Genomic DNA, 21,269 nt, shown 5'->3' with positions numbered 1-21,269 from the left:
CAATCTGTCGGCCGAGGCGGACAGGCGAGCCAGCGCGGCGAACCCGGACGGGAGAGGTCGCATCCGCGCCCGCGCAACCCGCCGCCAGAGCCGAGACGTGCTCACTTATGATCACTCCGCTCCCTCAAAACGAGCCACACCCAACGAGGACAGGGCCGCTTCCGAGGCGCAGTGCTCTGCTCACGGAGTCGAGCTCGCCAAGCGCAGGCTGAGCCGGTCACGGGGCGGGGTTACGGCATGCCTCCGGCGGGGGTGCTCCGGCTCCGGGGCGGCCAAGATCACGGCGTGCAGCGGTGGAGTGGTTGCGGTGGAAGCCTGCCCGCCTGCCGTCATCCCAGGACAAGCCCTAGCAGACCAGCCGCGGGGCCGCCTCCGCTCCATCACGGCCGTGACACCAGGCGCGCGGCCGGGCAGCCCCGCGGCTGGCCCGCTATCCCTGCGGGTGGGACGACGGCAGACGGGCAGGCCAGAGGGTGTGTTGGGCTCGTAGCAGCCCTATAGATGCCCTTAGTGCTGACAAGGTCATTCCGCAGCCGCCGCAGGCGTCCGGGAGATGGTCTTCGACCTGATCCGGATTCTCGACCATGGCCAGGCCCGCGCCGGGGGCTCCCGGCTGGCGGCCCCGCTTCTTCCCGTTCTTGACCGGCGGCTTCTTGTCCGGCCGGACGAAGGTGTCGCTGGAGGGCGGTAACGAGGAGTTCCCGGGTTGCGGTCCAACCGGCGTGCCAGATTGGCGACCTTCGTGGTCAGCCGGTCGACCGTCTCATCCAGCCGTTCGATCGTCTGTCGCTGGGTCTCGATCGTGGTCATCTGCCGGACCACCAAGGCCGCCAGCTCGTCGTATGACGGGCGGCGATCCGGGGTCTTCGGCACCCGAAGATCATCCCACCTCGTGGGCAGCACCCACGCCATCATGATCTTGAACTTCTGAATGCTTACCAGAAGGCCGCCTTTGTTACTCATCAGCCAACGCGTCGCCGGCACACGGACGATGAATTATGGCCTCGACAGGTAGAGGATTAAGGATATCCTGTTTGTGCGGAAACGTCCGTTGATTGCCCATTGATTCGTCTGCAATCCAAGCATCGGTCTACTCGCTGAGCGGCGACGATGCGTCACCCCCAATCTTCGCCGGGACGCTTGCTGACTCCAAACAGGGCGTACTGACTCCAAAATTCTGATCGAGTGTTGCGTTCTCTTGGAGCCCCTGCTTATGGTTGCCCTCGCATCAGCCCCATGGGCATTACAGACACCAAAACAGGGAGTGGGCGCCTGAATCACGCGCGTAACGTAGTTCCGCAAGCCACGAGCGGGGAGCCGGTCAAGCAAACCCCGCCCGTGGCACATCATCCGATGCAATGAGGAGTCTAGCTTCATGGCGTTAAAACGTCTTCAACTGCTGCTCACAGTCGCATCCGTTCTGCTGACGGTCATCGTCCTCGCTCCCCCCGCAGGTGCTGCGCCTGAGCAATCCGTGGCGCGGATCAAGCTCGACGAGGCGGGCGTCAAGGACATCACCCAGACACCGGAAGGTCAGACGGGAGTCACCTCCTTCCGGCAGCGGGCCACGACGAGTGACGACCCATCGATGAAGAGGGCTGCGCCTAGCATCCAGGCGCAGAGCTTCCGCGTGCTGAAGGTCGACCTACCGCGATGGGCAACAACCGGCAAGAGCGTTTCGACGAATAGCGTGCCGACCATGACCGTGGTCGCTCCGGCCGACGTTCCTCTGTCAGACATGACTGTGGTCGTTGCCAAGGGTGCGGGCTCACCCGTTGCCTCGCACCCTGAGGTGAGTAGCACAAAGCCCGATTCGATCTGGACGGACCTCGAGGTCAACATCACGCCTCCACCAGTGGATTCTGGTGAGGAATCAGGCAAGGCCTCGGTGGCGGCAGATACCTATCCCTACACCTATCATCACAACTGCTTCGGGCGTCAATACGATCCCTCCTGGGGCTCGCTGGCATGGTTCGACGTGTGCTGGGAGTTCACCATCCAGAAATACGACGGGAACCCCGACTGGAATTACTACTCTCGCTACCACTTCGGCACATGCAAGACCGAAACCAACATCCTCATGTATAAGTGTGGAATTGGCGGAGAACGCAACGGTGGCGGCACCATCAGCGGATGGAGAGGCTGGGCGCCAAAGCAGGACACGACCAGTAACTGTCGACAAATCGGCATCAGCGTACCCCTATACGGCGGCCTCTCAATGTCAGGGTCGTACAATCACTGCGAGAGGAGCGACATAATCAAGTACGACGCTCCTGCAACGTTCAGCCACTACTGGACATCCGGCGGCAACGCGATCCATAGCGATGATCGCGCCGTCGAGTATCAGGTTTCATGGTACGTACCCCAGGGCGGCGCAGGAGCCACCTTCCGAGCATGGAGCCCGATGGAGGTCTACCAGAACCCATGCGCCCCCGAGACGTGCTAACGAGGGCTTAGTCGAGCGAGAGAGCAGGCGACACCGGCGATGAAGACAACAGTCATCCTGACACTATTGGCGGCGGTCGTCGCCTGCTCAGCCCCGATGGACCCCGACCTAACTAAGCCTGTGCGCGAAGAGGAGGCAATTCAGCTATTCCACGACATTACTACTGCAGCTGAATCTGAAGATGTCAACGCCCTGTGTGGCTCATTCGCAGCAAGCGACTCCAACTGCAGTAGGTTCGTTGAAATAGCGCGCCGCAACTGCCTTCATCCCGGACGCACACCAAAATGGACTGAGTCCAGGCAAATTCCGCTCAAGAATGGCCCCCATGGCTGGCTACTGGTCCTGAAGGGCACTACGCGAGAAGGAACGCCTTTCACAAGTGACTTTGTCGTAGTTCGAGGACCAGACAGCAGTGTCAAGGCGCTAACCCCGATCTATTGGACCGGGGTTAAGCTGGAGAACAATCCCAACACCCCGTCCCAAGTGCAGGCTCCGGTCCCGTATGCGTGTGGACAGCGTGGGTAGGGCCCGGGCGGAGGCTAGTATCCCGTCATATTTCCGAGCTTCTGAGAGGATGCGGGTCACATGGCTGGCGCACAGCGATCAGAGGTTTGACTAGCCAAAGCACCAGATCACAAGATCGGCAGGTCTGCTTCACACCGAAGCAATCAGAAGGCGCCACGAATCCCCGTGCTGAGTGACAAAGTGAGTGACATCAGAGGTGCTCGGGGAGACCCATGGGTGCACTACGATGCACACGAACGGACGGATTGACCTGGCAATACACAAGGTGGAGCGATCAACTCGAATGCTTCGCATCGAAGGGGTCAGGGGTTCGAATCCCCTCATCTCCACCAGGGGCCGTTCTTGAAACGGCTGGACTGAAGTTGACGGGATCCCGTCTGATCATCGAGATCAGGCGGGATCTTGTCGTTTCAGGAGGTTCCGAATCGGGTTCGTCCTGGTTTGGGAGCCGCGGAGCAGGTGTCCTGGAAGGCGCGGGTGGTGTCAGGGCGCTGGTGGAGGTCGGAGTTCGCGTCGCTGGGCATGGCGATGCCGGCTCCGGGCTGGGTGGTGCGACAAGGTGATCTGAAGTGCGGGTTATGGGACGGGCGGTGGCCTGCTGCGGCCCGTGAGCGGTGTGCGGTCGATGTGCTCTGCTGGGATCTGGAGGATGTCGGCGGGTGTGTCGGGCTCGTCTGGGGGCTGATGGGTGTGGCGCCACTGGTCGAGGAAGTGGTCGTTGGCGACGGTGACGAGCAGGGCGACCAGGATGGTCTGGGCGACGCGGCCGTGGGCGAGCCGGTTCTTGGGATCCCCAGGTCGAGGTCGTGGCCTTTGAGACGGCCGTTCAGCCCCTCCGTCATCGCCCTGGCAGGGGAGTACGTCCCTCGCCACGAGGGGCTGAGGTAGGGCAGATCCTGGCGGAACTTGTCGAGGTGGCCGAGGTCGTCCTTGCGGACGGTGATGGTGTGCTGTTGGCAGATCCTCGGCAGTTCGCCGGTCTTGTGGTCAGGCTGTGGGGGAAGAATGCGAGGTTTGGCCGCGGGGTGGGCGGCTCGTTGCCGGGTGTGGGTGAGGTTGACCGCGGTGGGCCGGTTGGGTCCGTGCTGGTGGAGGCGGTCGAAGCGGGGGCAGGTCAGCGATGGGGAGGTGCCTGCTGCCGGGCACTGGAAGCGGACGGTGCCGTCTGCGTTCGGGCTCTGCTTGAGGCGCAGCAAGTACGGCTCTCGCGCGCTGATGAGCGCGGTGAGTTCGTCCGAGGGTGCGCGGATGGCGGTGTCGGCCAGGCCGGTGGTGGCCTGGGCGAGCCGGTCGGGGATCAGCGGGCAGGCCAGGCCGCCGTCGATGAGCAGGGCGCCGTGGACGCTGCCCTGCACGCCTCGTTGATCCACTTTGTAATCGAGGGCGAGCCGGTAGCCGAGCTCTCGTGCGGGCTGGGCGAAATGGGTGCTCTGTTGGTCGGTGTAGGCACGGTCGACCACGGCGAATGCTGCGGGCAAGCCGAGTGTGGGCAGGGGTTTGAGGGTGGTGATGGCGTTGGCGCCGATGCGTTTGTGTGGAGTGTCGAGGACCAGGCCGAGCGCCAGTTGCGGAAAAGATCCGGAAACCGAGCGGGTGCGGGCGGCGACGGTGAGGGTGGCGCTGTAGCCGTACTCGGGCGGGCCGTCTCCGGCCGAGTGGTGCCAGCCTGCGGTGATCTCGGTGGAGGCGATCAGTTCTCCGGTGGAGCGACGGGTTCGGGGTGGGCGGGCGAAGACCGGGTCCAGCAGCGATGCTTCGCCCAGCGTCATGCCCGACCTCCACATGCTGGCGCCGTGCGTAACCCGCATAATTCTGTGATTGCAAAGAGTCACATGGCGCCTGCAAATCGTAACTGTAGATGGCTTTGCGGCTCGCGTGAAGAGACACATCTGCAATCGGTCCTTCCACCACCGAGCACAGCTCTCCCTGCGCGACTACAGACCCGCCGGATGCCTCGACAACCACTCACTATGTGCTGCCCTGTGTGCCGCCAGGCGTCATGGCATTGCTGACCTCAAAGACTGCAAGATCCCTTCAGTACCTCAGCAACGGCGCCGACGATCAACCAGCGGCAGATGCCCGTGAACACTCAAGCCTCTTGTGACAAGACACAGATGACATCTCGAAGGGGGTCCAGTGCCGAAAATAGATCATCTATGGTGACAGACACGTCACCGCTGGTGGTGGACTCCGAGATCATCACAAGTTCCCTCGATGATCCGGAGCAGTTCGCCGCCCTGTTCGACCGCTACGCCGCAACGCTTTACAGGTACATCTCCTTCCGGCTCGGCCCAGAACTCGCCGAGGACCTCGTCGGAGAGACGTTCCTGATCGCATTCCGCAGGCGCCACGCGTACGACATCTCCTACCGCGATGCCCGGCCCTGGCTGCTGGGCATCGCCACCAAGCTCATCACCGGCCACCGCCGGACCGAGGTCAGCCGCTACCGTGCGCTGGAGCGGCAGAGCCCGGCCCAGCCCGTTGAGGGACCAGAAGAGGCGATCACTCGTGATCTGACCGCTCAAGGGTCGCGGACGGTCCTGCTGAACGCGCTCGCGCTGCTGTCGCGAGGCGACCGGGACGTCCTGCTCATGGTCGCCTGGAGCGACATGACGTACGAGGAAGCGGCCCGCGCGCTCGGCATCCCGGTCGGCACGGTCAAGTCACGGCTCAATCGGGCCCGGCGCAAAGTCCGCCACACCCTGGGTGGAGTCAACCCGTTGGAGGAACACGATCATGGATGAACTGAAGACGCTCATCAAGGAACTGGAGCATGAGCCGCCCCACTCCCTGGCCCGGCAACGACTCCGGCTCGCTCAGGAGGCGACTGCGGCACCGCGCGATCGGCGCTGGAGGAGGCTGCTTCCGTTCGGTCAGCACACTCGGCTGGAACAGCCGCTCCTGAGCGGGCGGCGGCTCGCGATGGGTGCAGCCGTGGCGGCGGCCGTCGCGGCGGGCGTGGCCGTGCCTTCCTTACTCGGTTCCGCCAAGCCGGCCTATGCCCTGACGAAAAACCAGGACGGATCGATCAACCTCAAGATCTACGATTTCCGGGACCCGGAGCACCTCGAGAAGGAGCTGAAGGATTGGGGTGTGCCGGCTGACATCACCTACCTGCCCCTCGGCAAGCGCTGCGGAAACAACCGGGCGCCCTTCCTCAAGGGCGACGACTTCGGCGCGACCAAGGAGGAACTGTCGAGCAGTGATGCCGCCGCGCAAGCCAGGCTTCGGGAGAGACTGCGAAAGTCGATCTCTTACCAGGCGATTCGCCCGCAAGATGGCATCACCATCTACCCCCGCCACATTCAGCCGGGCCAGATCGCGATGATCGAGGTCATGGAAAATCCGGTCACGCCCACGGTAGAGCGTCCCGGGGTCGCCTGGCAGTTCAGCGGGCGGCTGACGACCGGGCCCATTGAGCCGTGCAAGGTCGTGGCGGACCCCTCGGCCAACGACATCGGCCACGCCACACCACCGCCCGGCAGTTGATCCGCACCCCGCGCCGTGGGACCCGGGCGGAAACCCGCCGGCGCGGGAAGCATTTCCGATAGGTACGGCCGTGGGGCGGACCACCCGGCCAAGACACAAGCCGCACTGACTCCGCCCCACTGGTCAGGCCCGGCCCGGGAAACGATCAGCGGCTGTCCGGGAAGCGATCTTCCATGGCCTGCCTCTACCGCAGGTCATGCATACTCGTGAACGCCCCACCAGGAAGATGCAGGTGAGAAGGGTCTTCGGAGGGGGGCCCTTTTCTCATGTCTGGAAGTCGATGGGAGTCAATCGGGGAGCCATCTCACTCGGACTCTCTACCTGTGTCCGCTGTCGCCGAAGATGGTGTTCATGGTCTGGGCATCTTTGGTGATCACCGGCCGGAGCTGGTGCCGGTCGACGGCTTCTGTGACGCTGGTGCCCGCGTGCCCGACGAGATCGGCGATGGTCTCGATGGGTATGCCCTGGTCACTCATGATCGAGACGAACGAGTGACGCAGTTCGCGGGGACTCCAGGCGGTTCCGAGTCCCGCTTGTTTGGTGATCTTGCGGAATGCCCGCCGCACGTTCGAGGCGTCCAGTGGAGTGCCGACGTTCGTGCAGAACACAAGGTTGTGATCTTGCCAAGCCTCGCCCGCCTTGAGCTTCTGAGCGGCTTGGCCTACGTGATGCTGCCGGAGGGCCTGAGCCGCCAGCTTGGGCAGCTCCAGCGTGCGGCGTGACTTGCGGGTCTTGGCACCACCTCCTTCTCGGTCTGGGCGCCACACGTAGATGGCGAACCGCTTGTGCTTGAATCCCCTCCCTCGGTGACTGGTCGCCACTGCTTGAGGTCCGGTATCCAGGCGACGACGTGATCCCAGCGCAGCGCGCGGGCTTCCTCGGTGCGAATCCCCGTGGTGAGGCTGACTACCACGTAGGCGTGGGGTTCGGACGACTCGGCGGCCTGGCGACGCCGGGCGGGCCTTGTGTCCAGGCGCAGCCCGTCGACCGCCACCCTGCCGATCGACGTACCTGGCGGTTCCGGCCACGACGGTGCAGGTGGCCGAGTCCTGGTGGTTGGCCGGATCTGGCTGGCAGGATGGCGCGCTTGCCTCGGTGGTTCGGCCGCTCGCGCGTGTCACCGGCGGCCGCACCGTCGAGTGGCCTCCAGGCGAGTCGGCGCGTCAACCGGCCTGGTCGCCGTCTGCGACGTCGGCCGCGAACCGGTCCCACGCGGCCTGGCGCGACACCCCCAGAGCCTCGCCGATCCTGGCCCATGTCACCCCGCGATCCCGCAGCAGCCGCACCCACGCGCGCAGGTCACGCTCGGCCTGCTCCACCGTGAAAGCCTGGCGGGGGAGCATGGCCAGCATGTCCTCGTCGGACATGCCGGTCAGATACTCGTCCGTGCGGGGATCAGGGCCGCGGTGCACACGCTGCGGGTCACCCTCCGCCGGGGGCGGGGTGGCGGCGATGACCTGGTTGCACAGGTCCACGCAGGCGTCGCAGATGTAGACGCCGGGGCCGGCGACCACCCTGCCGGCCTCGGCATGTGGCTTGCCGCAGAACGAGCAACGGGTCATCAGGTCGTCGGTCGAGCCTACGGGGCGAATACGTCTGCTGCGCGTCACCCAACGATCATCCCATCGGCCAGTTGTCAGCCCAGCCTTGACAGAGATCGTCTGTCAAGGACAGGCTGACACCGAATGATCTCCCCGAGAGGACATGCCCATGCACACCTCCCCGCCCGACCTACGACCCTGCCGCGGTGGCAGCGGCCGACCCTTCGACGCCAGCCGCGCAGCAGACGTCCCCCACGGCTACATCGAGGAAGAACACCTGCTCAGCGGCACAGCCACCGCCTACCGCGACGACCCCGCCGAACCGGGGCAGGTCGGCGTACGCGCCCACGCCCCGTACGTCACCCGCATCCTCACCCGCACCCCCGAGCCACGAGAGCGCTTCAACGGCACCGTCGTGGTGGAATGGTTCAACGTCTCCGGCTTCATGGACGCCGGCGTGGAATGGCTCTACACCCACACCGAACTGATGCGCGGCGGGTACGCCTGGGTCGGCGTCTCGGCCCAGTGCGCCGGCGTCACCGGCAGCGAACTGCCTCCCGATGGAGCGGCGCCGGGAGGACTCAAGGCCTGGGACCCCGACCGGTACGGCACGCTGCACCATCCCGGCGACGACTACTCCTACGACATCTTCTCCCAGGCCGGGCACGCCATTGCCGAACTGTTCCCGGGCGCACGGCTCATCGCCGCAGGCCTGTCACTGGCCGCCTACCAGCTCACCACCTACATCAACAAGATCGACCCCATCGCCCGCGCCTACCACGGCTACCTCGTCCACAGCCGCATCGGCCCTGCCTCTCTGCTCGAGCTCCCCGACCCACCCCAGATGGACCCCCGGCCGGTGCCGTTCCGCGACGACCTCGGCAACGCGCTCGGCGGCATCCGCACCCCCTGGATGGACGCGCCGACCGCCGTACTGACCGGAATCAGCCCCAACGACGGCCTGATCGAAAGACTCTTCGGCCAGACCATCCCCTTCACCGACGCCACCCTGGCCCGGCTCTACCCGGGCGGCGCCGACGACTACCTGGCGGCCTTCGGTACGGCCACCGACGCCGCGGTCGCCAAAGGCTTCCTGCTGGAGGCCGACACCAACGAGATCAAAGCCCTCGCCACCGCCGCGTACCAGGCCGCCCATGGCCGAATCCCGTAAGAGGTTGTTTTCGACCTGACGCAGAAGCTGCGCGAGGGCGGCCGGATCATCAACGTCCACTGCCTGGAAGCAGATGGCCGCTCTCCTGGAGGAGGCGGGCGAGGATGCGCTGGTCTCGGTGGTGACCCCGGCCGGCGGCGGGCGGGCCCGGCTGTCGGTGGAGAAACTCGGCGCTCTGGGCGAGAGCGAGTCTGTTCGAGACCGCCTATGTCTGCGGCGCCTGCGCCTCCGAAGTCTGCGGCCTGTACGTGGAGGACCTCGACCTGCGCCTGGACGACGAACACGTCCGCATCCACGGCAAGGGCGGCAGCGTGCGCACCGTCCTGTTGGACGACCGCGGCTACGTCGCCCTGCTCAAGCGCTACCTGGCCCGCGCCGGTTACACCGCCGGGCCGCTGTTACGCGCCTCGATCAACGGCCGCGGCGGGCCGCTGTCACGGCGGGCGAACCTGTTCCCGGACGCGACGCCGGTGCAGGTCCGCCACCCGCTCGCCGAGGGTGATGAGGATGATGCGTCGTGGCCGTGGTTGCCGGGGCAGGTGCTGGGCATGGTCGCCCAGGGTGAGTGGAAGATCGTGGTGACCGATGACCGCCTGGTGGAGGGGTTGGACGCCGATGGGAACCCGGTCTACCCGGTCTGCCGCCGCGCGGCCGAGGCGATCCGTCTGCGATGGCTCCCGCGTTCAGCCGTTCCCTCGGTGCCTTGACGGGCCCGGCCCGTCAGATCGCGGTCTGCTGGTCGTGGTCGCGGAGCATGCGCAGGACGGTTGCGCGAAGAGTAGTTGATCGCTGTCGTGGTACTGTCGCCGCGGAAGCCTGTAAGCGCTTGCCCCGGACGAGATGTGCGCCGTACCCGGCCTGCTAAGACGACGCACTCGAAGGAGCCGTCATGGATGCAGGCATACCCCTGATCGATTTCACTGGAGTGACTCCACAGCCTTGTGCGCTGGATGTCCGGTGGATTCACGGCTCACCGTCGGCCAAGCACAACACCGATCCGGACATCCAGGTCCACGCGTACGACGAGCACACGTTCATCTTGCGGCAGAACATGGCGATCAACTATGAAGCGCCGTTCTTGTTCCTGCTGTTCGGAAACGCACGGGCGGTGTTGATCGACACCGGCGCCACGGCATCCGCCGAGTTCTTCCCCTTGCGCCGGGTGGTCGATGAGCTCGTCGCCGGCTGGCTCGCCCGCCACCCCCGGGAGGAGTACCACCTGCTGGTGCTGCACACCCACCCGCATGGCGACCACGTCGCCGGCGACGATCAGTTCACCGACCGCCCCGATACCACGGTGGTCGGCGCGGACCTGGTCACCGCCTGGGAGTTCTTCGGGTTCAGCAAGGATCCCGACGCCGTGGCGCAGGTCGACCTGGGAGGCCGTGTGTTGGAGTGCCTGGCCACCCCGGGCCACCACGAGGCGGCGGTTACGTTCTACGACCGATGGACCGGGTTCCTGCTCACTGGCGACACGGTCTACCCGGGCCGTCTCTACATCCAGGACTGGCCGGCCTTCGCCAAGACCATCGACCGCCTGATCGACTTCTCCGACCGCCGACCGGTCACCCATGTGCTCGGCTGCCACATCGAGATGACCCGGCAGCCAGGCGTGGACTACCCGATCCGCACCACCTACCAGCCCGACGAGCCCCCACTGCAGATGACCACCGCGCATCTGCACGAGATCCGTGCGGCGATCAAGGAGATCGGCGGCCGGCCCAGCCGGCGTGCCTACCCCCTCTTCATCCTCTGGCCAAACGCATGAGCCGCACGAACGCATCGGACCTCCTGCCCGATGCCACGTCGTCCCCGGCCGCGATGCCTATGGGCCGGCCGGTGACGCTGCCGCACCGGACCTCCGTCGTGTTCGGCTCGGCCTTCGTCGACGCCCGCGATCCGCATAACGGGCTCGGCAACCCCTTCGCCGTCGTCATGGGCGCGGATGTCGGGGCCTGGGACGTGGGACAGCGCCAGGCGCTGGCCCGCCGCACCGGTACCCCCGAAACCGTGTTCATCGACGCGTCCGCGAACCGTGCGGGCCGGGCGGCCCTTACGGGTACGAGCTCAACCTCACTGTCCTGACCCCGACCGGCAGAGCACTCGGCGTGTGCGCCCACGGCTTCATCGGCGTGGCACACACGCTCGCCGAGGCCGGGCTCACCAAGCCAGGCCAGGACCTCCTGATCACCACGTCGGCCGGAGGCTCCGCACGCGCTTCGCTTCCCGTCACCCAAGCTGACCATCGAGGTGACACCCGCCACCTTCGCGCGACTGCGCCGGGAACTGGACAATCTGAACTACGACCGGTTGATGACCCTGCAGCGCGAGCTGGACATCAACGGAATCCACCTGTTCTGCCGCAACAGAACGACATCGCTGCCCGAACACGTGATCCAGGTGAACGCGTACCTCGGCCGGAGCCTCGTCGTGGACCGGGCCACCGGCGTCTCGAGCGCGGCCCAGGTCAGCGCCGACCCGCACGTCAGCGACGGCCAGGAGCTGCAGATCGCCCAGTACACCCAGGCCGGCCACTCGGCGGTCCTCACCCTGACCAAGGGGAAGAGCCGCAACGTGTACGTGGGTGGCGCCGCGGTCCTAGTCGACCACCGAACGCTGCAGTGAGCTGAGCAGTCAAACCCGTCCGCGTCTATCTCGTAACGAGCTCTCCACCCGGGGCGCCGGCAACGAAGCAGTGCCGGCGCGGGCCAGGTTTCACGGCTCCAGGCGGGTGAGGTCGAGGCGGGCCAGCCGGTCGGGGTCGGACAGGATGTCGATCGCGGCGATCTTGCTGTCGGAGATGGTGAAGCTCATGACTGAGATCAGCTGACCGTCGATGGTGTTGACCAGGCCGGCCAGGCCGTTGACGAGCGCCGGGTGGGTGACGGCGCTGGTGGCCATGCGCGTGGAAGGTGGCGGCCTGTCCGGCCACGGCCGCGGCGCCGCGGATGACCTTCATGCCGCCGGTGAGCAGGCCGCCGTCGGCGCGTGGCACCCCAGATAACGATCGTAACGGTCGACCTCGGCATCCCTACCGCGGGCCCAGTGCCGAGGGTCAGGTGTCGAAGTGATGATCTGCGTGCATTCGCTCCTCTACCAGGTGGATGACACGTGCGAAGCGTGCCAGCTCCTCTTGAGGGATTGTCTTGCCCGGGCCTTCGAAGATGGCCGAGGTGGCCAGCCGGAAGATCAGCGCCCTGACAAGCATCTGGAGCCCATGGCGGCCGGGAAGCACGTTGTCGATGAGTTCTGGCTCCGCATGGTGGTAGAGGAGGCCGTCGGCGACGATGATGGCTTCGGCATACCCAACCGGCCGCCAATACGGCGAGAAGTCGATCACGGCAGGCGGTTGCCCCGGCTGCAACAGCACATTCCCAGTAAGATCCCCGTGCACGAGCTGGCTGGGTGCGTCCACGGGACGCTGGAGCTCCTGCAACGTCGCCAGCAGCCCGTCGGTGTGAGCCAACGCCACCGAACTGACCTCACCCCACGCGATGCGGTCGGCCACCGCCCAGGGATGCTGACGCCGATCAAGCAGGTCGGGCCGGGGCAAATGGCGCAATGCCCGGTGAAAGGCCCTGCCGGCAGCTATCAATGTCGCCCACGCGCCGGCAGGCCCCTCCTGGCCCTCCACGAACTCAAAGGCCGCCCAGCCGGCTACGACATGGTTTCCGTCGTCTGCACGATAGGGCCGGGGAACTCGGAACTCAGTCGAGGAAGTCAGGCCTGCGAACACATCGGCGCACCATTCGGCCTCCTCCGTGTTGTCCACCGGCTTCAAGACCGCGTTCCCGACACGGAAGCTCTCCCCCTGGCCGCCAGCAAGAGGGCGAGGTGCTCCCGTGAGGCGCAAGGCTGCGAGCACGCTTGCCGGGGGCTCGGTCATTCTCAACGTCATAGCGGACAGAGTGTCGGATCGCTAACTCGTCAGGCGCCTGGATTTCTAGTGCACGCCGTGAGCCATCTGGTTGACCAGTTGGGCGAAGTGCAGATAAGCAGCCGCCCCCGGACGCGCCGCCCCCCGGACGAACAGCCAGGAGCCCCGTCATGACCACGCTCGAACGCACCCTTGCCAAAGCCCTCACGGAGATCGTCATCAGGCTTGATCTCAGCGAAGACGACGCCATCGCCGAGGCCTCGATGCAGCTGCTGGAGCCGATGATCGCCCCTCTGCAGGACCTGTCCGAGCAGGACCGGCAAGTCCTCGCCGAACCGATCAACCAGTGCGCGTGGAAGGAAACCGACCCTGGCGGCAGCTGACGGCCTGGGAAACGCCCGAAACCCTGGGTCACCTGGTATGAGGAAACATCTTCAGGGTGATCTTCTGGGGTCGCCCCCGCTCCGGCGGGGTTCGGTCACCTCTGGACGATCCACCCGCGCCGCAGCCGCGGCCACCTACTTGCCTTACGTGCCATAGTGCCGCTGCGGGCGGTCGTTAAAGACGACGCTCCATCCACAGCGAACTGATGTACTGACCGTTCTTGAGGGCGTACTCGTGGAACGTCCCGACCTCTGTGAAGCCGAACTTCCGATGCAACGCGACCGATGCATCGTTGGGCATGGCGATGCCTACGACGGCCACATGGATCGGCTCATCGGCAATGCTTTCAAACAGCGCCCGATACAGCGACGTTCCCACCCCCAAGCCCCGGCAACTGGCATCGATCGCGACGCTGAGCTCGACCGTCTCCCGGAAGGCATCGTGATCCCGGTAGCGCTGACTGCAGGCATAGCCCACCACCTGACCGTCTCGTCGAGCCACGAGCAGTCGGTAAGGGCCAGCGGAGGAGAACCGTTCGAACCAGGCGCGCCGCTCATCCACCTTGGTCGGCCGGGCGTCGAAAGACGCGATCGAATTCGCCGCCACATCGTTGAGGAGGTCGACAATTCCAGGGAGATCAGTCTCATCCCCGATCGCCACCTCAACAGGACCTGAACCGTCAAGCGCGCGCACAATGTTCATGAGCCACATTTCTATCAAACCGGTCTGCCTCGCAACCGCCGGAGTTCAGCCCGCCCGCACACCATCAACGAGAAGGCGGCGGGAATGCTCTCATCTCTCGCAGCTACCGTCTGGGAAACGATCACCTCCCTTCCGGGAAGCGAGGTTCGGGCATGACGTTGTCAGACGGCATACGACCTGGTTCAGGCAGGTCAGGCAAGAGAATCCCACGACAGGGAGAACTCGCGCGCGGAAGATCGCGTCAAAGCAGGAATGAGCTCCTTGCGTGTGTTCGTGGCGGCTGCCCTCATCGTCCTCGGCGCTGGATGCGGCGGCAACGTAGCGAACCCCCGGCAGGCTCATCCGGCGCCCACTCCAGGCCAGGCCTCCGCGGCGCTGCTTCTCCCGGACAGTCCAGGAGATCTCCATCTGGAGCAGCTGGTCACATCGGAGGCCGAGCAGGATCCGGTCACGGCGTACGCGGAAGGCGCCACCCTCGGCGTCAGGACGCTGGCCGTCCTCGTGACAGCGTCGGAGGACTGGGAGCAGCCGTACGGTGGAAAGCCGGTCAAGCTCGACAAGCACGAGGCGACCATGGGCGGATCGGGACAGCACCGCTGGATCACCTGGCCGGTAAGGTCGAGCGAGGACTTCGAGTCGTTCGCGGTGCTGGGCCACGGGTTGTCGGAGGCCGAGCTGATCAGGGCGGCCAACGGAGTGGCAGAGGATCTGCGGCGGCCCCGGATCGACGCCGCGCATCTGCCGCAGGGGCTGGACCTCGTCAAGACCGGTTCGCTGCCGATCGGCAACTGGCAGGCGGAACTCGGCGGAACCGAGCAGGTCTGGACCAACCGGCGGGCGCGAGCCAGGCTCTCCGTCAGCCAGCTGCCCGGCGATGCCGGCATGGGGATTCTCGCCGGCGCCACGGTCTCGGGAGAGCCTCGGGAGATCCGTGGCACCACCGGCCTGGCGGGTGGCGACCTGCTGTCCAGCGGATCGCTCAGGATGGACTGGGTGCACGAGGATCCGGCCCTCATGATGCCCAAGGTCCGGCTCTGGCGGGAGAACGGCATCATCGTCAAGGTGTCCGCGCTGGGTCTGGCCGACGAGGTGGTGGACGCGTTCGTACGAGATCTGCGCCCGGCCGGCCCCGAAGCCGTCGAGCGGGCGCGTGACCAGATCCTGGAGTACCCTCCGGACCTGCTGTTCCCGCCCACCGACGATCAGAACCGTCCCTTGCGTGTCGTCACGCACGGCAGGAACGCCGAACGGGCCTGGGCCATGAGCGCCGGACTGCAGGGAAGAACCTTCACGTGGGACTTCCGCGTGCTCTCCCGCCGAGCCGAGATCGTCGACGGTGGCGGTGGGAGCTTCGAACCGTGGAAGCCGGAGTACGGCCGGGTGCCGCTGATGATCATGCGTGACGTGATGGAGCTCGGCCTGCCCAGCGACAACGTCCTCGTCGGCTTCGCAGGGACCGGGGTGAGGAAGGTGCGCATCAGCTACTCGGACGGCACCTCGGCAGGGCTTCCGCTCGGTCCGGTGGGTCCGGGCGGCGTCCGCTGGTTCTCCGCCGAGGTGAGGTCCCGCTCGTTCAAGCTCTCCGCCGAGATGAAGGACGGCAAGGTCACCGACTCCGTACGGCGCCTCCCTTGAGCTGCCTGATCACAGGTGCAGGACAGGGAGTGCCTCTCCAGCATTCGCCGCGGGAGACGCTCGAGCCCACGCGGCTTTTGATCGCCGTGTGCGTTTCGACCTCGGACTTCGGCTGCGCACAGCTTTCTGTCGGGAAACGATCACTCCCGGCCTGGGAAGCGATCAATCACCCCTCGGTTCATCGGCAGGTCAAGACCACTCGTGAACACCCCGGACCGAGCCGTTCTTGAGACGGCTGGACTGAGATTGACGGGATCCCGTCCGATCGATTGATCGGACGGGATCTTGGTCGTTGTGGTGGGTGGGGCGCCGACTCGCTCAGTACCCGCTGCGGCGAGGGGCGGCGGTCGGACGGCGGGAGGGATTGGTCCGGCCCGTGGGCTTGAGGTCGCGCGCCGGGTGCTCGTGCCGGTGCGGCGATCGGGCCTGGCGGTTGATCTCGGACTGGTTGTTCAAGGCTGAGAGTTTGATATGCATGCTTCCTCCTGCGGTTCTAAGCCCTGGTGAGCCAGGTGACCTGGGCGCCGTTGTCGAAGGACTCGCGCCGGGTGGGGGTGAACAGGGTGGGGCGGAACTGTCCGGAGAACATGGGGATGCCCGTGCCCGCCACCACGGGGTAGCTCTTGAGGATGATCTCGTCGATCTCCGGGAGCAGGGAGGCGGCGAGCTTGCCGCCGCCGCAGAGGTAGATGTCCATGCCGGTGTCCTCGGCCTTCAGCCGCCGGATGAGCTCGATCGGGTCGCCGGTCTCCACCTGCACCGTGGGGTCGTCGATCGTCAGCGTGCTGGAGACGACGTACTGGCGCAGGTGGGAGTACGGGCTGGTGGTGGGGACGTCCAGGGCCGGCTCGTAGGTGCCGCGGCCCATCACCAGCGTGTCGAAGACCTTGTTGGGCACGCCCTCGAGGCCGACAAGCTTGCGGACGTGGGTGGGGAGCGTCTCGGGGTAACGGTCGTTGATCCAGGCGGCCATCTGGTCCGACACGGGGTAGAAGTCGAACTCAGCGTTGGGGCCCGCGATGTAGCCGTCGAGCGAGACGCCGACGTAGTAGACAAGCTTTCGCATACCGATCAACTCCCGATGTAGTACTCTGCTTGGAGTGGTCAAAACGTAGTACTACAGACGGAGTGGTGTCAAGTGCGGAGAAATCCCGAGCGGCGGCAGGCGCTGATCGACGCGGCCATCGAGGTGCTGGCCAGGGAAGGAGCGCGGGGGTTGACCTTCCGGGCTGTCGATGCGGAGGCGGCCGTGCCCCCGGGCACGGCCTCCAACTACTTCGCCAACCGCGACGACCTGTTCACCCAGGTCGGCGGACGCATCTACGAGCGGTTGCTGCCCGACGAGGCCACGATCGCCCGCAGCCGGGAGGGCGTGCAGGACCAAGCCCGCTATGCCGAGCTCATGCACGAACTGGTGGATCGGGTCTCCGCCTTCAACTCCGGCTACCTGGCCCTTCTCGAGCTCCGGCTGGAGTCCACCCGGCGCCCCGAGCTGCGCGCCGTGCTGACCAAGCGCATCCGCGAGGACATCGACGCCAACATCGGCTACCACGCCGCCTCGGGTCTGCCCGGCGACGCGACCTCGGTGGTGCTCCTCTACCTCGCTCTGAACTGGCTCATCGTGGAGCGGCTGACGCTGCCCGACATCTTCACCGAGCAGGAGATCCACGAGTTGGTGGACGCCGCCGTACAAAGATCGCTGAATGCCTGACGTGTAAGGCCACCCGAGGGTTCCGGAAAACGATCATCTCCTGCGCGGGAAGCGATCTTCGGACACTCCTGATCCGCCAGGTCATCCGCTCTCGTGAACACCCCACCCCAGGTCAAAGGCCACGTCCAGTGATCGGAAGTGGCCTTTTTGATCTCTGGGTGACAAACTGGGTGACATGTCGGCGGGCTACGCGTCCGTGATGTCGTCGAAGATGCGGTCCATGGCCAGCGCGCCGGTTTGGATCACGGGCCGGATCTGGCGTCGATAGACAGTCTCGGTCACGGTTGTGCTGGCGTGTCCGCACAGCTTTGCGATTTCGTCTATGGATAGGCCGCCGTCGTCGGAGAGCAGCGACACGAAGCTGTGTCGTAGCTCACGTGATGTCATGCGTCTGCGTAAATGCCCTTGATACCTCTGATGGCGATGCGGAATTCACGCCGTACGTTGTGAACGTCAAGAGGTGTGCCGATACGGCTGGTGAGGACGAGCCCGTGTTCCTTCCAGCGTTGACCAGGCTCAACATTGCAGGAATGGTCCGGGACGCCTAGATCTTCCGCGGCTTTCGACGGTGATGGCGAAGGCGTTCAGGGACGCTTTCCCGCGCGTGGAGATTGGGCTCAAATGCCGAGCAGGTAGCGACAGAGAGCCTCGTCGAACGGGCAGCACCGGTGGTGGTGAAGGGCGGCGAGGAAGGTGCGTTGGGCCTGGGTCAGCACGCTGTGTTCGGCGAGCGGTTGCGGAAAGGCCAGTTCGACGAAGGGGTCCAGGTCGTTGCTGTAGTCCAGGGTGAAAGAGAGGGTGGTCAGGCCTAGCGCGGCGGGCAGGACGGTCTCGAAGTCGTCTGCGCGGTCGGCGAGGGCGAGGGCGAGATCGCGGTGGAGCCAGCCTTCCTGGCCGGGTAGGTGGCCGGAGAACCAATGGTCTGCTTCGTGGGGGTTCTGGAGTGCCGCGACCAGTTCACCGGTGACGACTAGTAGAGGGCGGTGTCCACGCTGACGAGCCTGGGCGGGGACCGGGCCGTCGCCGGCCAGCCGCGCCCGCTGCATGGGAAACTGCTGGGGTGACCGCACGACGTATCGCCTACCAGGGCGAGCCCGGCTCGAACTCGCACCTGGTGTGCAAGCACCACTACCCTGACTGGCACACGGTGCCGTGCGCGTCCTTCGAGGACGTCTTCGCGGTGGTGGAGAACGGGGAGGCCGAGCTGGCGATGATCCCGATCGACAACTCGATCGCCGGCCGGGTCGCCGACATCCACCACTTCCTGCCGACCTCGGACCTGTACATCATCGGCGAGCACTTCCTGCGCATCCAGTTCAACCTGATGGCGCCGCCGGGTGCGACCCTGGACACGATCAAGGCCGTGCACAGCCACGTGCATGCCCTCGGACAGTGCCGCCGGATCATCCGCGAGCACGACTTGGTGCCGGTGATCGCCGGTGACACCGCCGGCGCTGCGCGCGAGGTGGCCGAGGCGGACGACCCGACCCAGGCGGCGATTGCGCCGCCGCTCGCGGCGGAGATCTACGGCCTGCACATCCTCGCCCGCGACGTCGAGGACGAGGAGCACAACACCACCCGGTTCGTGGTGCTCAGCCCGGACTTCGTGCAGGCACCGCGCGGCGAGGGCCCGGTGGTCACCTCGTTCGTCTTCAACGTCCGCAACCTGCCGGCCGCGCTTTACAAGGCGCTCGGCGGATTCGCGACCAACGGCATCAACATGACCAAGCTGGAGAGCTACATGGTCGGCGGCCACTTCGCGGCCACCCAGTTCCTCGCCGAGGTCGACGGCCACCCCGAGGACCCCGGCCTGAAGAACGCGCTGGAGGAGTTGGCGTTCTTCACCACGGACGTGAAGATCCTCGGGGTCTACCCGGCCGACCCGTTCCGCGCCGACTGAGTCTCGAGACGGGCGCCAGGGCGCCCTCCTGAACCACTGTCTCTTCGGCGGGCTGGGCTCTGCAGGATCGGGCCGCATCCGGAGGCGCCACGCCCGTGGCGGGATCCGGTCGCGTACGGCGCCGACCGCCGGATCCTGTGCGGGGCCGGATCGTGTGAGGACGGTGTCTCCGCGCGGAGTCACGGCGTCCAGGTCGCGGCGGATGCCGTGGGTGAAGAAGTGCAGTCCGGGCAGGTCGTCGGCGTCGACGGCGGACAACCACGCGTGCGGGTTCTCGGCCGTGCCGGTCAGCGCGGTCATCAGCTGGGCGAGGGCACCACGTCAGCCTGGTTCGGCGGGCGGGCCGGAATCGGTAACCCGCTGCGGGGCGCGCCCAACACCGTGCTGCTGCCGCACCTCGGGTACGTCACCGAGGCCGGGTATCGCTCGATGTACAAGCAGGTCGTCGTAGACGTCGCGGCCTGGCGGACTGGGTCCCCGATGCGGGTGCTGACGGCCTGAGCGCGCGCTGGAGGGGCGGATTGGGGCTTGCGGGATGTATGCGGGAGGATCGGGCGGTGCACGGGAACGAGGAGAGGCGCCTGCGGGTGACGCTGCTCGGCACCCTCGAGGTGCGCCGCGGCGACGCCGTGGTGGCCGTTCCCGGCGCCCGGCTCCGCGGCCTGATCGCACGGCTGGCGCTGGCCGGCGGCCGGCCGGTCGAACCGGGCGTCCTGGTCGATGCACTGTGGCCGCAGGAGCTCCCGGCCGACCCGGCGAACGCGCTGCATTCGCTGGTCTCCCGGCTGCGCCGGCTGCTCGGCGAGGCCGGCGCGGTCACTCAGTCCGAGGGCGGCTACCGCCTCAGCGTCACGGAGGACGACGTTGACGCGCTGCGGTTCGAGCGGCTGGCCGCGCACGGCCGTGACCGGCTCCGGGCCGGCGATCCCGGGGCGGCGGCCGGGCTGGTGGGCGAGGCGGTCGCGCTCTGCGGCGAACCGTCGGTGATCGCCGCGGTCGCTCCGGCGGTCGCGACGCGGCTGGCCACTGCGCGAGCGCCACCTGCGCCTGCTGCAGTCGCCGGCTCCCGCTCCCGAGGCGCAGCGCGAGGCGCCCGCGAGCAATCTGCCCGCCGCCCTGACCAGCTTCATCGGGCGCGACGACGACCTCGCCCGGATCGACACGCTGCTCGCCCGCGGGCGCCTCGTCACGGTGGTCGGGCCGGGCGGGGCCGGCAAGACCCGGCTCGCGGTCGAGGCGGGCCGCCGCCACCGCCACGAGTACCGCGACGGCACCTGGCTGGTCGATCTGGCCGCGGTCACCGAGCCGGCCAAGGCCGGCGCGGCGGTGCTGGCCGCGATCGGGCTGCGCGGCGCCGCGCTCTTCGAGGCCTCCGGCCGGATGCGAGCCGAGGGCAGCGAGCTGGACGTGCTCGCCGACCAGCTCAACGGCCGGGAGAGCCTGCTCGTGGTGGACAACTGCGAGCATCTGATCGACGCCGTCGCGCACCTGATCGCAGCGCTGCTGCCGCGCTGCGCCGGGCTGCGGGTGCTGGCGACCAGCCGCGAGCCGCTCGCGATCGACGGCGAGGCGCTGGTCCCGCTCGGCCCGCTGGCGCTGCCGGGCCCCGACGACGGCCTCGAGGACATCCGCCGCAGCGCGTCAGTGCGCCTGTTCACCGAACGGGCCGCGGCGGTGCGCCCCGGCTTCGACATCGACGAGCAGACGCGCGCAGACGTGGTCCGGCTGGTGCGCGGCCTGGACGGCATGCCGCTGGCGCTGGAGCTGGCCGCGGCCCGGCTGCGGACCCTGTCGCCGGCCGAGCTCGCCGCCGGGCTGTCCGACCGGTTCCGGCTGCTCATCACGGGCAGCCGGGCCGCGGCACCGCGGCACCGCACGCTGCGCGCGG

General features: G+C 66.7%; 23 protein-coding genes, 1 pseudogene and 1 riboswitch. Of the genes and pseudogenes, 14 read left to right on the top strand and 10 right to left on the bottom strand.

The window, feature by feature from the left end; genetic code table 11:
- The first annotated feature begins 1,375 nt into the window (after positions 1 to 1,375).
- Positions 1,376 to 2,446, top strand: coding sequence for a hypothetical protein (locus tag EDD27_RS37425; protein WP_127936590.1), 1,071 nt, complete (start codon positions 1,376 to 1,378; stop codon positions 2,444 to 2,446).
- 935 nt (positions 2,447 to 3,381) lie between these two features.
- On the opposite strand, the gene EDD27_RS37420 is transcribed toward EDD27_RS37425, so the two are convergent.
- Positions 3,382 to 4,740 (bottom strand): hypothetical protein, encoded by a 1,359-nt coding sequence (locus EDD27_RS37420; protein WP_127936589.1) that lies wholly within the window; start codon positions 4,738 to 4,740, stop codon positions 3,382 to 3,384.
- A 387-nt stretch (positions 4,741 to 5,127) separates the two neighbouring features.
- Here EDD27_RS37420 and EDD27_RS37415 point away from each other — a divergent pair, with 387 nt between their 5' ends.
- Both EDD27_RS37415 and EDD27_RS37410 read left to right on the top strand, forming a co-directional pair.
- Positions 5,128 to 5,715, top strand: a complete 588-nt coding sequence (locus EDD27_RS37415) for an RNA polymerase sigma factor (protein ID WP_127936588.1) — start codon at positions 5,128 to 5,130, stop codon at positions 5,713 to 5,715.
- Positions 5,708 to 6,460, top strand: a complete 753-nt coding sequence (locus EDD27_RS37410) for a hypothetical protein (protein ID WP_127936587.1) — start codon at positions 5,708 to 5,710, stop codon at positions 6,458 to 6,460. Before EDD27_RS37415 ends, EDD27_RS37410 begins: the two co-directional genes overlap by 8 nt.
- Positions 6,461 to 6,777: 317 nt before the next feature.
- Here EDD27_RS37410 and EDD27_RS54810 read toward each other — a convergent pair whose 3' ends face one another.
- Both EDD27_RS54810 and EDD27_RS58945 read right to left on the bottom strand, forming a co-directional pair.
- Positions 6,778 to 7,281 carry a site-specific integrase gene (locus tag EDD27_RS54810; protein ID WP_164903965.1) on the bottom strand — a complete coding sequence of 168 codons (504 nt, stop codon included), beginning with the start codon at positions 7,279 to 7,281 and terminating at the stop codon, positions 6,778 to 6,780.
- Positions 7,282 to 7,623: 342 nt separating this feature from the next.
- Positions 7,624 to 8,070: a ClpX C4-type zinc finger protein gene (locus EDD27_RS58945; RefSeq protein WP_421916400.1), complete on the bottom strand. Its 447-nt coding sequence runs from the start codon at positions 8,068 to 8,070 to the stop codon at positions 7,624 to 7,626.
- Positions 8,071 to 8,170: 100 nt separating this feature from the next.
- Here EDD27_RS58945 and EDD27_RS54805 point away from each other — a divergent pair, with 100 nt between their 5' ends.
- The 5 genes from EDD27_RS54805 to EDD27_RS37375 all read left to right on the top strand — a co-directional run bounded on the left by EDD27_RS54805 (position 8,171) and on the right by EDD27_RS37375 (position 11,797).
- Positions 8,171 to 9,172, top strand: coding sequence for an alpha/beta hydrolase domain-containing protein (locus EDD27_RS54805; protein WP_164903964.1), 1,002 nt, complete (start codon positions 8,171 to 8,173; stop codon positions 9,170 to 9,172).
- Between the two features lie 248 nt (positions 9,173 to 9,420).
- Positions 9,421 to 9,879, top strand: coding sequence for a site-specific integrase (locus tag EDD27_RS57160; RefSeq protein WP_421916398.1), 459 nt, complete (start codon positions 9,421 to 9,423; stop codon positions 9,877 to 9,879).
- A 108-nt stretch (positions 9,880 to 9,987) separates the two neighbouring features.
- A riboswitch (guanidine-III (ykkC-III) riboswitch) is annotated at positions 9,988 to 10,048 on the top strand.
- Positions 10,049 to 10,061: 13 nt separating this feature from the next.
- Entirely contained in the window at positions 10,062 to 10,940 is an 879-nt protein-coding gene (locus tag EDD27_RS37385) for an MBL fold metallo-hydrolase (RefSeq protein WP_127936585.1), read from the top strand.
- On the top strand, positions 10,937 to 11,257 hold the full coding sequence (locus tag EDD27_RS37380; protein WP_127936584.1) for a PhzF family phenazine biosynthesis protein: 321 nt from the start codon (positions 10,937 to 10,939) through the stop codon (positions 11,255 to 11,257). The genes EDD27_RS37385 and EDD27_RS37380 overlap by 4 nt, the downstream gene beginning before the upstream one ends.
- A 165-nt stretch (positions 11,258 to 11,422) precedes the next feature.
- Entirely contained in the window at positions 11,423 to 11,797 is a 375-nt protein-coding gene (locus EDD27_RS37375; protein ID WP_127936583.1) for a hypothetical protein, read from the top strand.
- Positions 11,798 to 11,887: 90 nt separating this feature from the next.
- Here the strand turns inward: EDD27_RS37375 and EDD27_RS37370 are convergent, their stop codons facing one another.
- On the bottom strand, positions 11,888 to 12,073 hold the full coding sequence (locus EDD27_RS37370; protein ID WP_206641819.1) for a hypothetical protein: 186 nt from the start codon (positions 12,071 to 12,073) through the stop codon (positions 11,888 to 11,890).
- Positions 12,074 to 12,227: 154 nt separating this feature from the next.
- On the bottom strand, positions 12,228 to 12,953 hold the full coding sequence (locus tag EDD27_RS37365; RefSeq protein WP_127936582.1) for an aminoglycoside phosphotransferase: 726 nt from the start codon (positions 12,951 to 12,953) through the stop codon (positions 12,228 to 12,230).
- Positions 12,954 to 13,219: 266 nt separating this feature from the next.
- Between EDD27_RS37365 and EDD27_RS37360 the strand changes: the two genes are divergently transcribed.
- Complete coding sequence (locus EDD27_RS37360) at positions 13,220 to 13,432, top strand: hypothetical protein (RefSeq protein WP_127936581.1); 213 nt, start codon at positions 13,220 to 13,222, stop codon at positions 13,430 to 13,432.
- 175 nt (positions 13,433 to 13,607) lie between these two features.
- Here the strand turns inward: EDD27_RS37360 and EDD27_RS37355 are convergent, their stop codons facing one another.
- Positions 13,608 to 14,135: a GNAT family N-acetyltransferase gene (locus tag EDD27_RS37355; RefSeq protein WP_164903963.1), complete on the bottom strand. Its 528-nt coding sequence runs from the start codon at positions 14,133 to 14,135 to the stop codon at positions 13,608 to 13,610.
- 252 nt (positions 14,136 to 14,387) lie between these two features.
- Here EDD27_RS37355 and EDD27_RS37350 point away from each other — a divergent pair, with 252 nt between their 5' ends.
- Entirely contained in the window at positions 14,388 to 15,770 is a 1,383-nt protein-coding gene (locus EDD27_RS37350; protein WP_127936579.1) for a hypothetical protein, read from the top strand.
- A 318-nt stretch (positions 15,771 to 16,088) separates the two neighbouring features.
- Here EDD27_RS37350 and EDD27_RS54800 read toward each other — a convergent pair whose 3' ends face one another.
- Entirely contained in the window at positions 16,089 to 16,247 is a 159-nt protein-coding gene (locus EDD27_RS54800; RefSeq protein WP_164903962.1) for a hypothetical protein, read from the bottom strand.
- A 16-nt stretch (positions 16,248 to 16,263) separates the two neighbouring features.
- Positions 16,264 to 16,836 carry a dihydrofolate reductase family protein gene (locus tag EDD27_RS37345; RefSeq protein ID WP_127936578.1) on the bottom strand — a complete coding sequence of 191 codons (573 nt, stop codon included), beginning with the start codon at positions 16,834 to 16,836 and terminating at the stop codon, positions 16,264 to 16,266.
- A 72-nt stretch (positions 16,837 to 16,908) separates the two neighbouring features.
- Between EDD27_RS37345 and EDD27_RS37340 the strand changes: the two genes are divergently transcribed.
- Positions 16,909 to 17,481: a TetR/AcrR family transcriptional regulator gene (locus EDD27_RS37340; protein WP_127936577.1), complete on the top strand. Its 573-nt coding sequence runs from the start codon at positions 16,909 to 16,911 to the stop codon at positions 17,479 to 17,481.
- A gap of 186 nt (positions 17,482 to 17,667) precedes the next feature.
- On the opposite strand, the gene EDD27_RS37335 is transcribed toward EDD27_RS37340, so the two are convergent.
- Together EDD27_RS37335 and EDD27_RS37330 are read right to left on the bottom strand one after the other, a co-directional pair.
- Entirely contained in the window at positions 17,668 to 17,838 is a 171-nt protein-coding gene (locus EDD27_RS37335; protein ID WP_241564468.1) for a hypothetical protein, read from the bottom strand.
- 260 nt (positions 17,839 to 18,098) lie between these two features.
- Positions 18,099 to 18,527 carry a hypothetical protein gene (locus EDD27_RS37330; protein ID WP_127936575.1) on the bottom strand — a complete coding sequence of 143 codons (429 nt, stop codon included), beginning with the start codon at positions 18,525 to 18,527 and terminating at the stop codon, positions 18,099 to 18,101.
- A 14-nt stretch (positions 18,528 to 18,541) separates the two neighbouring features.
- Here EDD27_RS37330 and EDD27_RS37325 point away from each other — a divergent pair, with 14 nt between their 5' ends.
- The 3 genes and pseudogenes from EDD27_RS37325 to EDD27_RS58430 form a co-directional block, all read left to right on the top strand.
- Positions 18,542 to 19,381 (top strand): prephenate dehydratase, encoded by an 840-nt coding sequence (locus EDD27_RS37325; protein ID WP_127936574.1) that lies wholly within the window; start codon positions 18,542 to 18,544, stop codon positions 19,379 to 19,381.
- A gap of 207 nt (positions 19,382 to 19,588) precedes the next feature.
- Positions 19,589 to 19,882, top strand: a complete 294-nt coding sequence (locus tag EDD27_RS55935) for a hypothetical protein (RefSeq protein WP_206641818.1) — start codon at positions 19,589 to 19,591, stop codon at positions 19,880 to 19,882.
- Between the two features lie 525 nt (positions 19,883 to 20,407).
- Positions 20,408 to 20,866: pseudogene (locus tag EDD27_RS58430) on the top strand (nSTAND1 domain-containing NTPase); the annotation flags it as partial.
- Between the last annotated feature and the right edge of the window lie 403 nt (positions 20,867 to 21,269).

The sequence above is a fragment of the Nonomuraea polychroma genome (assembly GCF_004011505.1).
Lineage (GTDB): Bacteria > Actinomycetota > Actinomycetes > Streptosporangiales > Streptosporangiaceae > Nonomuraea > Nonomuraea polychroma.
Note: the sequence above shows the minus strand (reverse complement) of the source record. Positions and strands in the feature narration are given on the sequence as shown.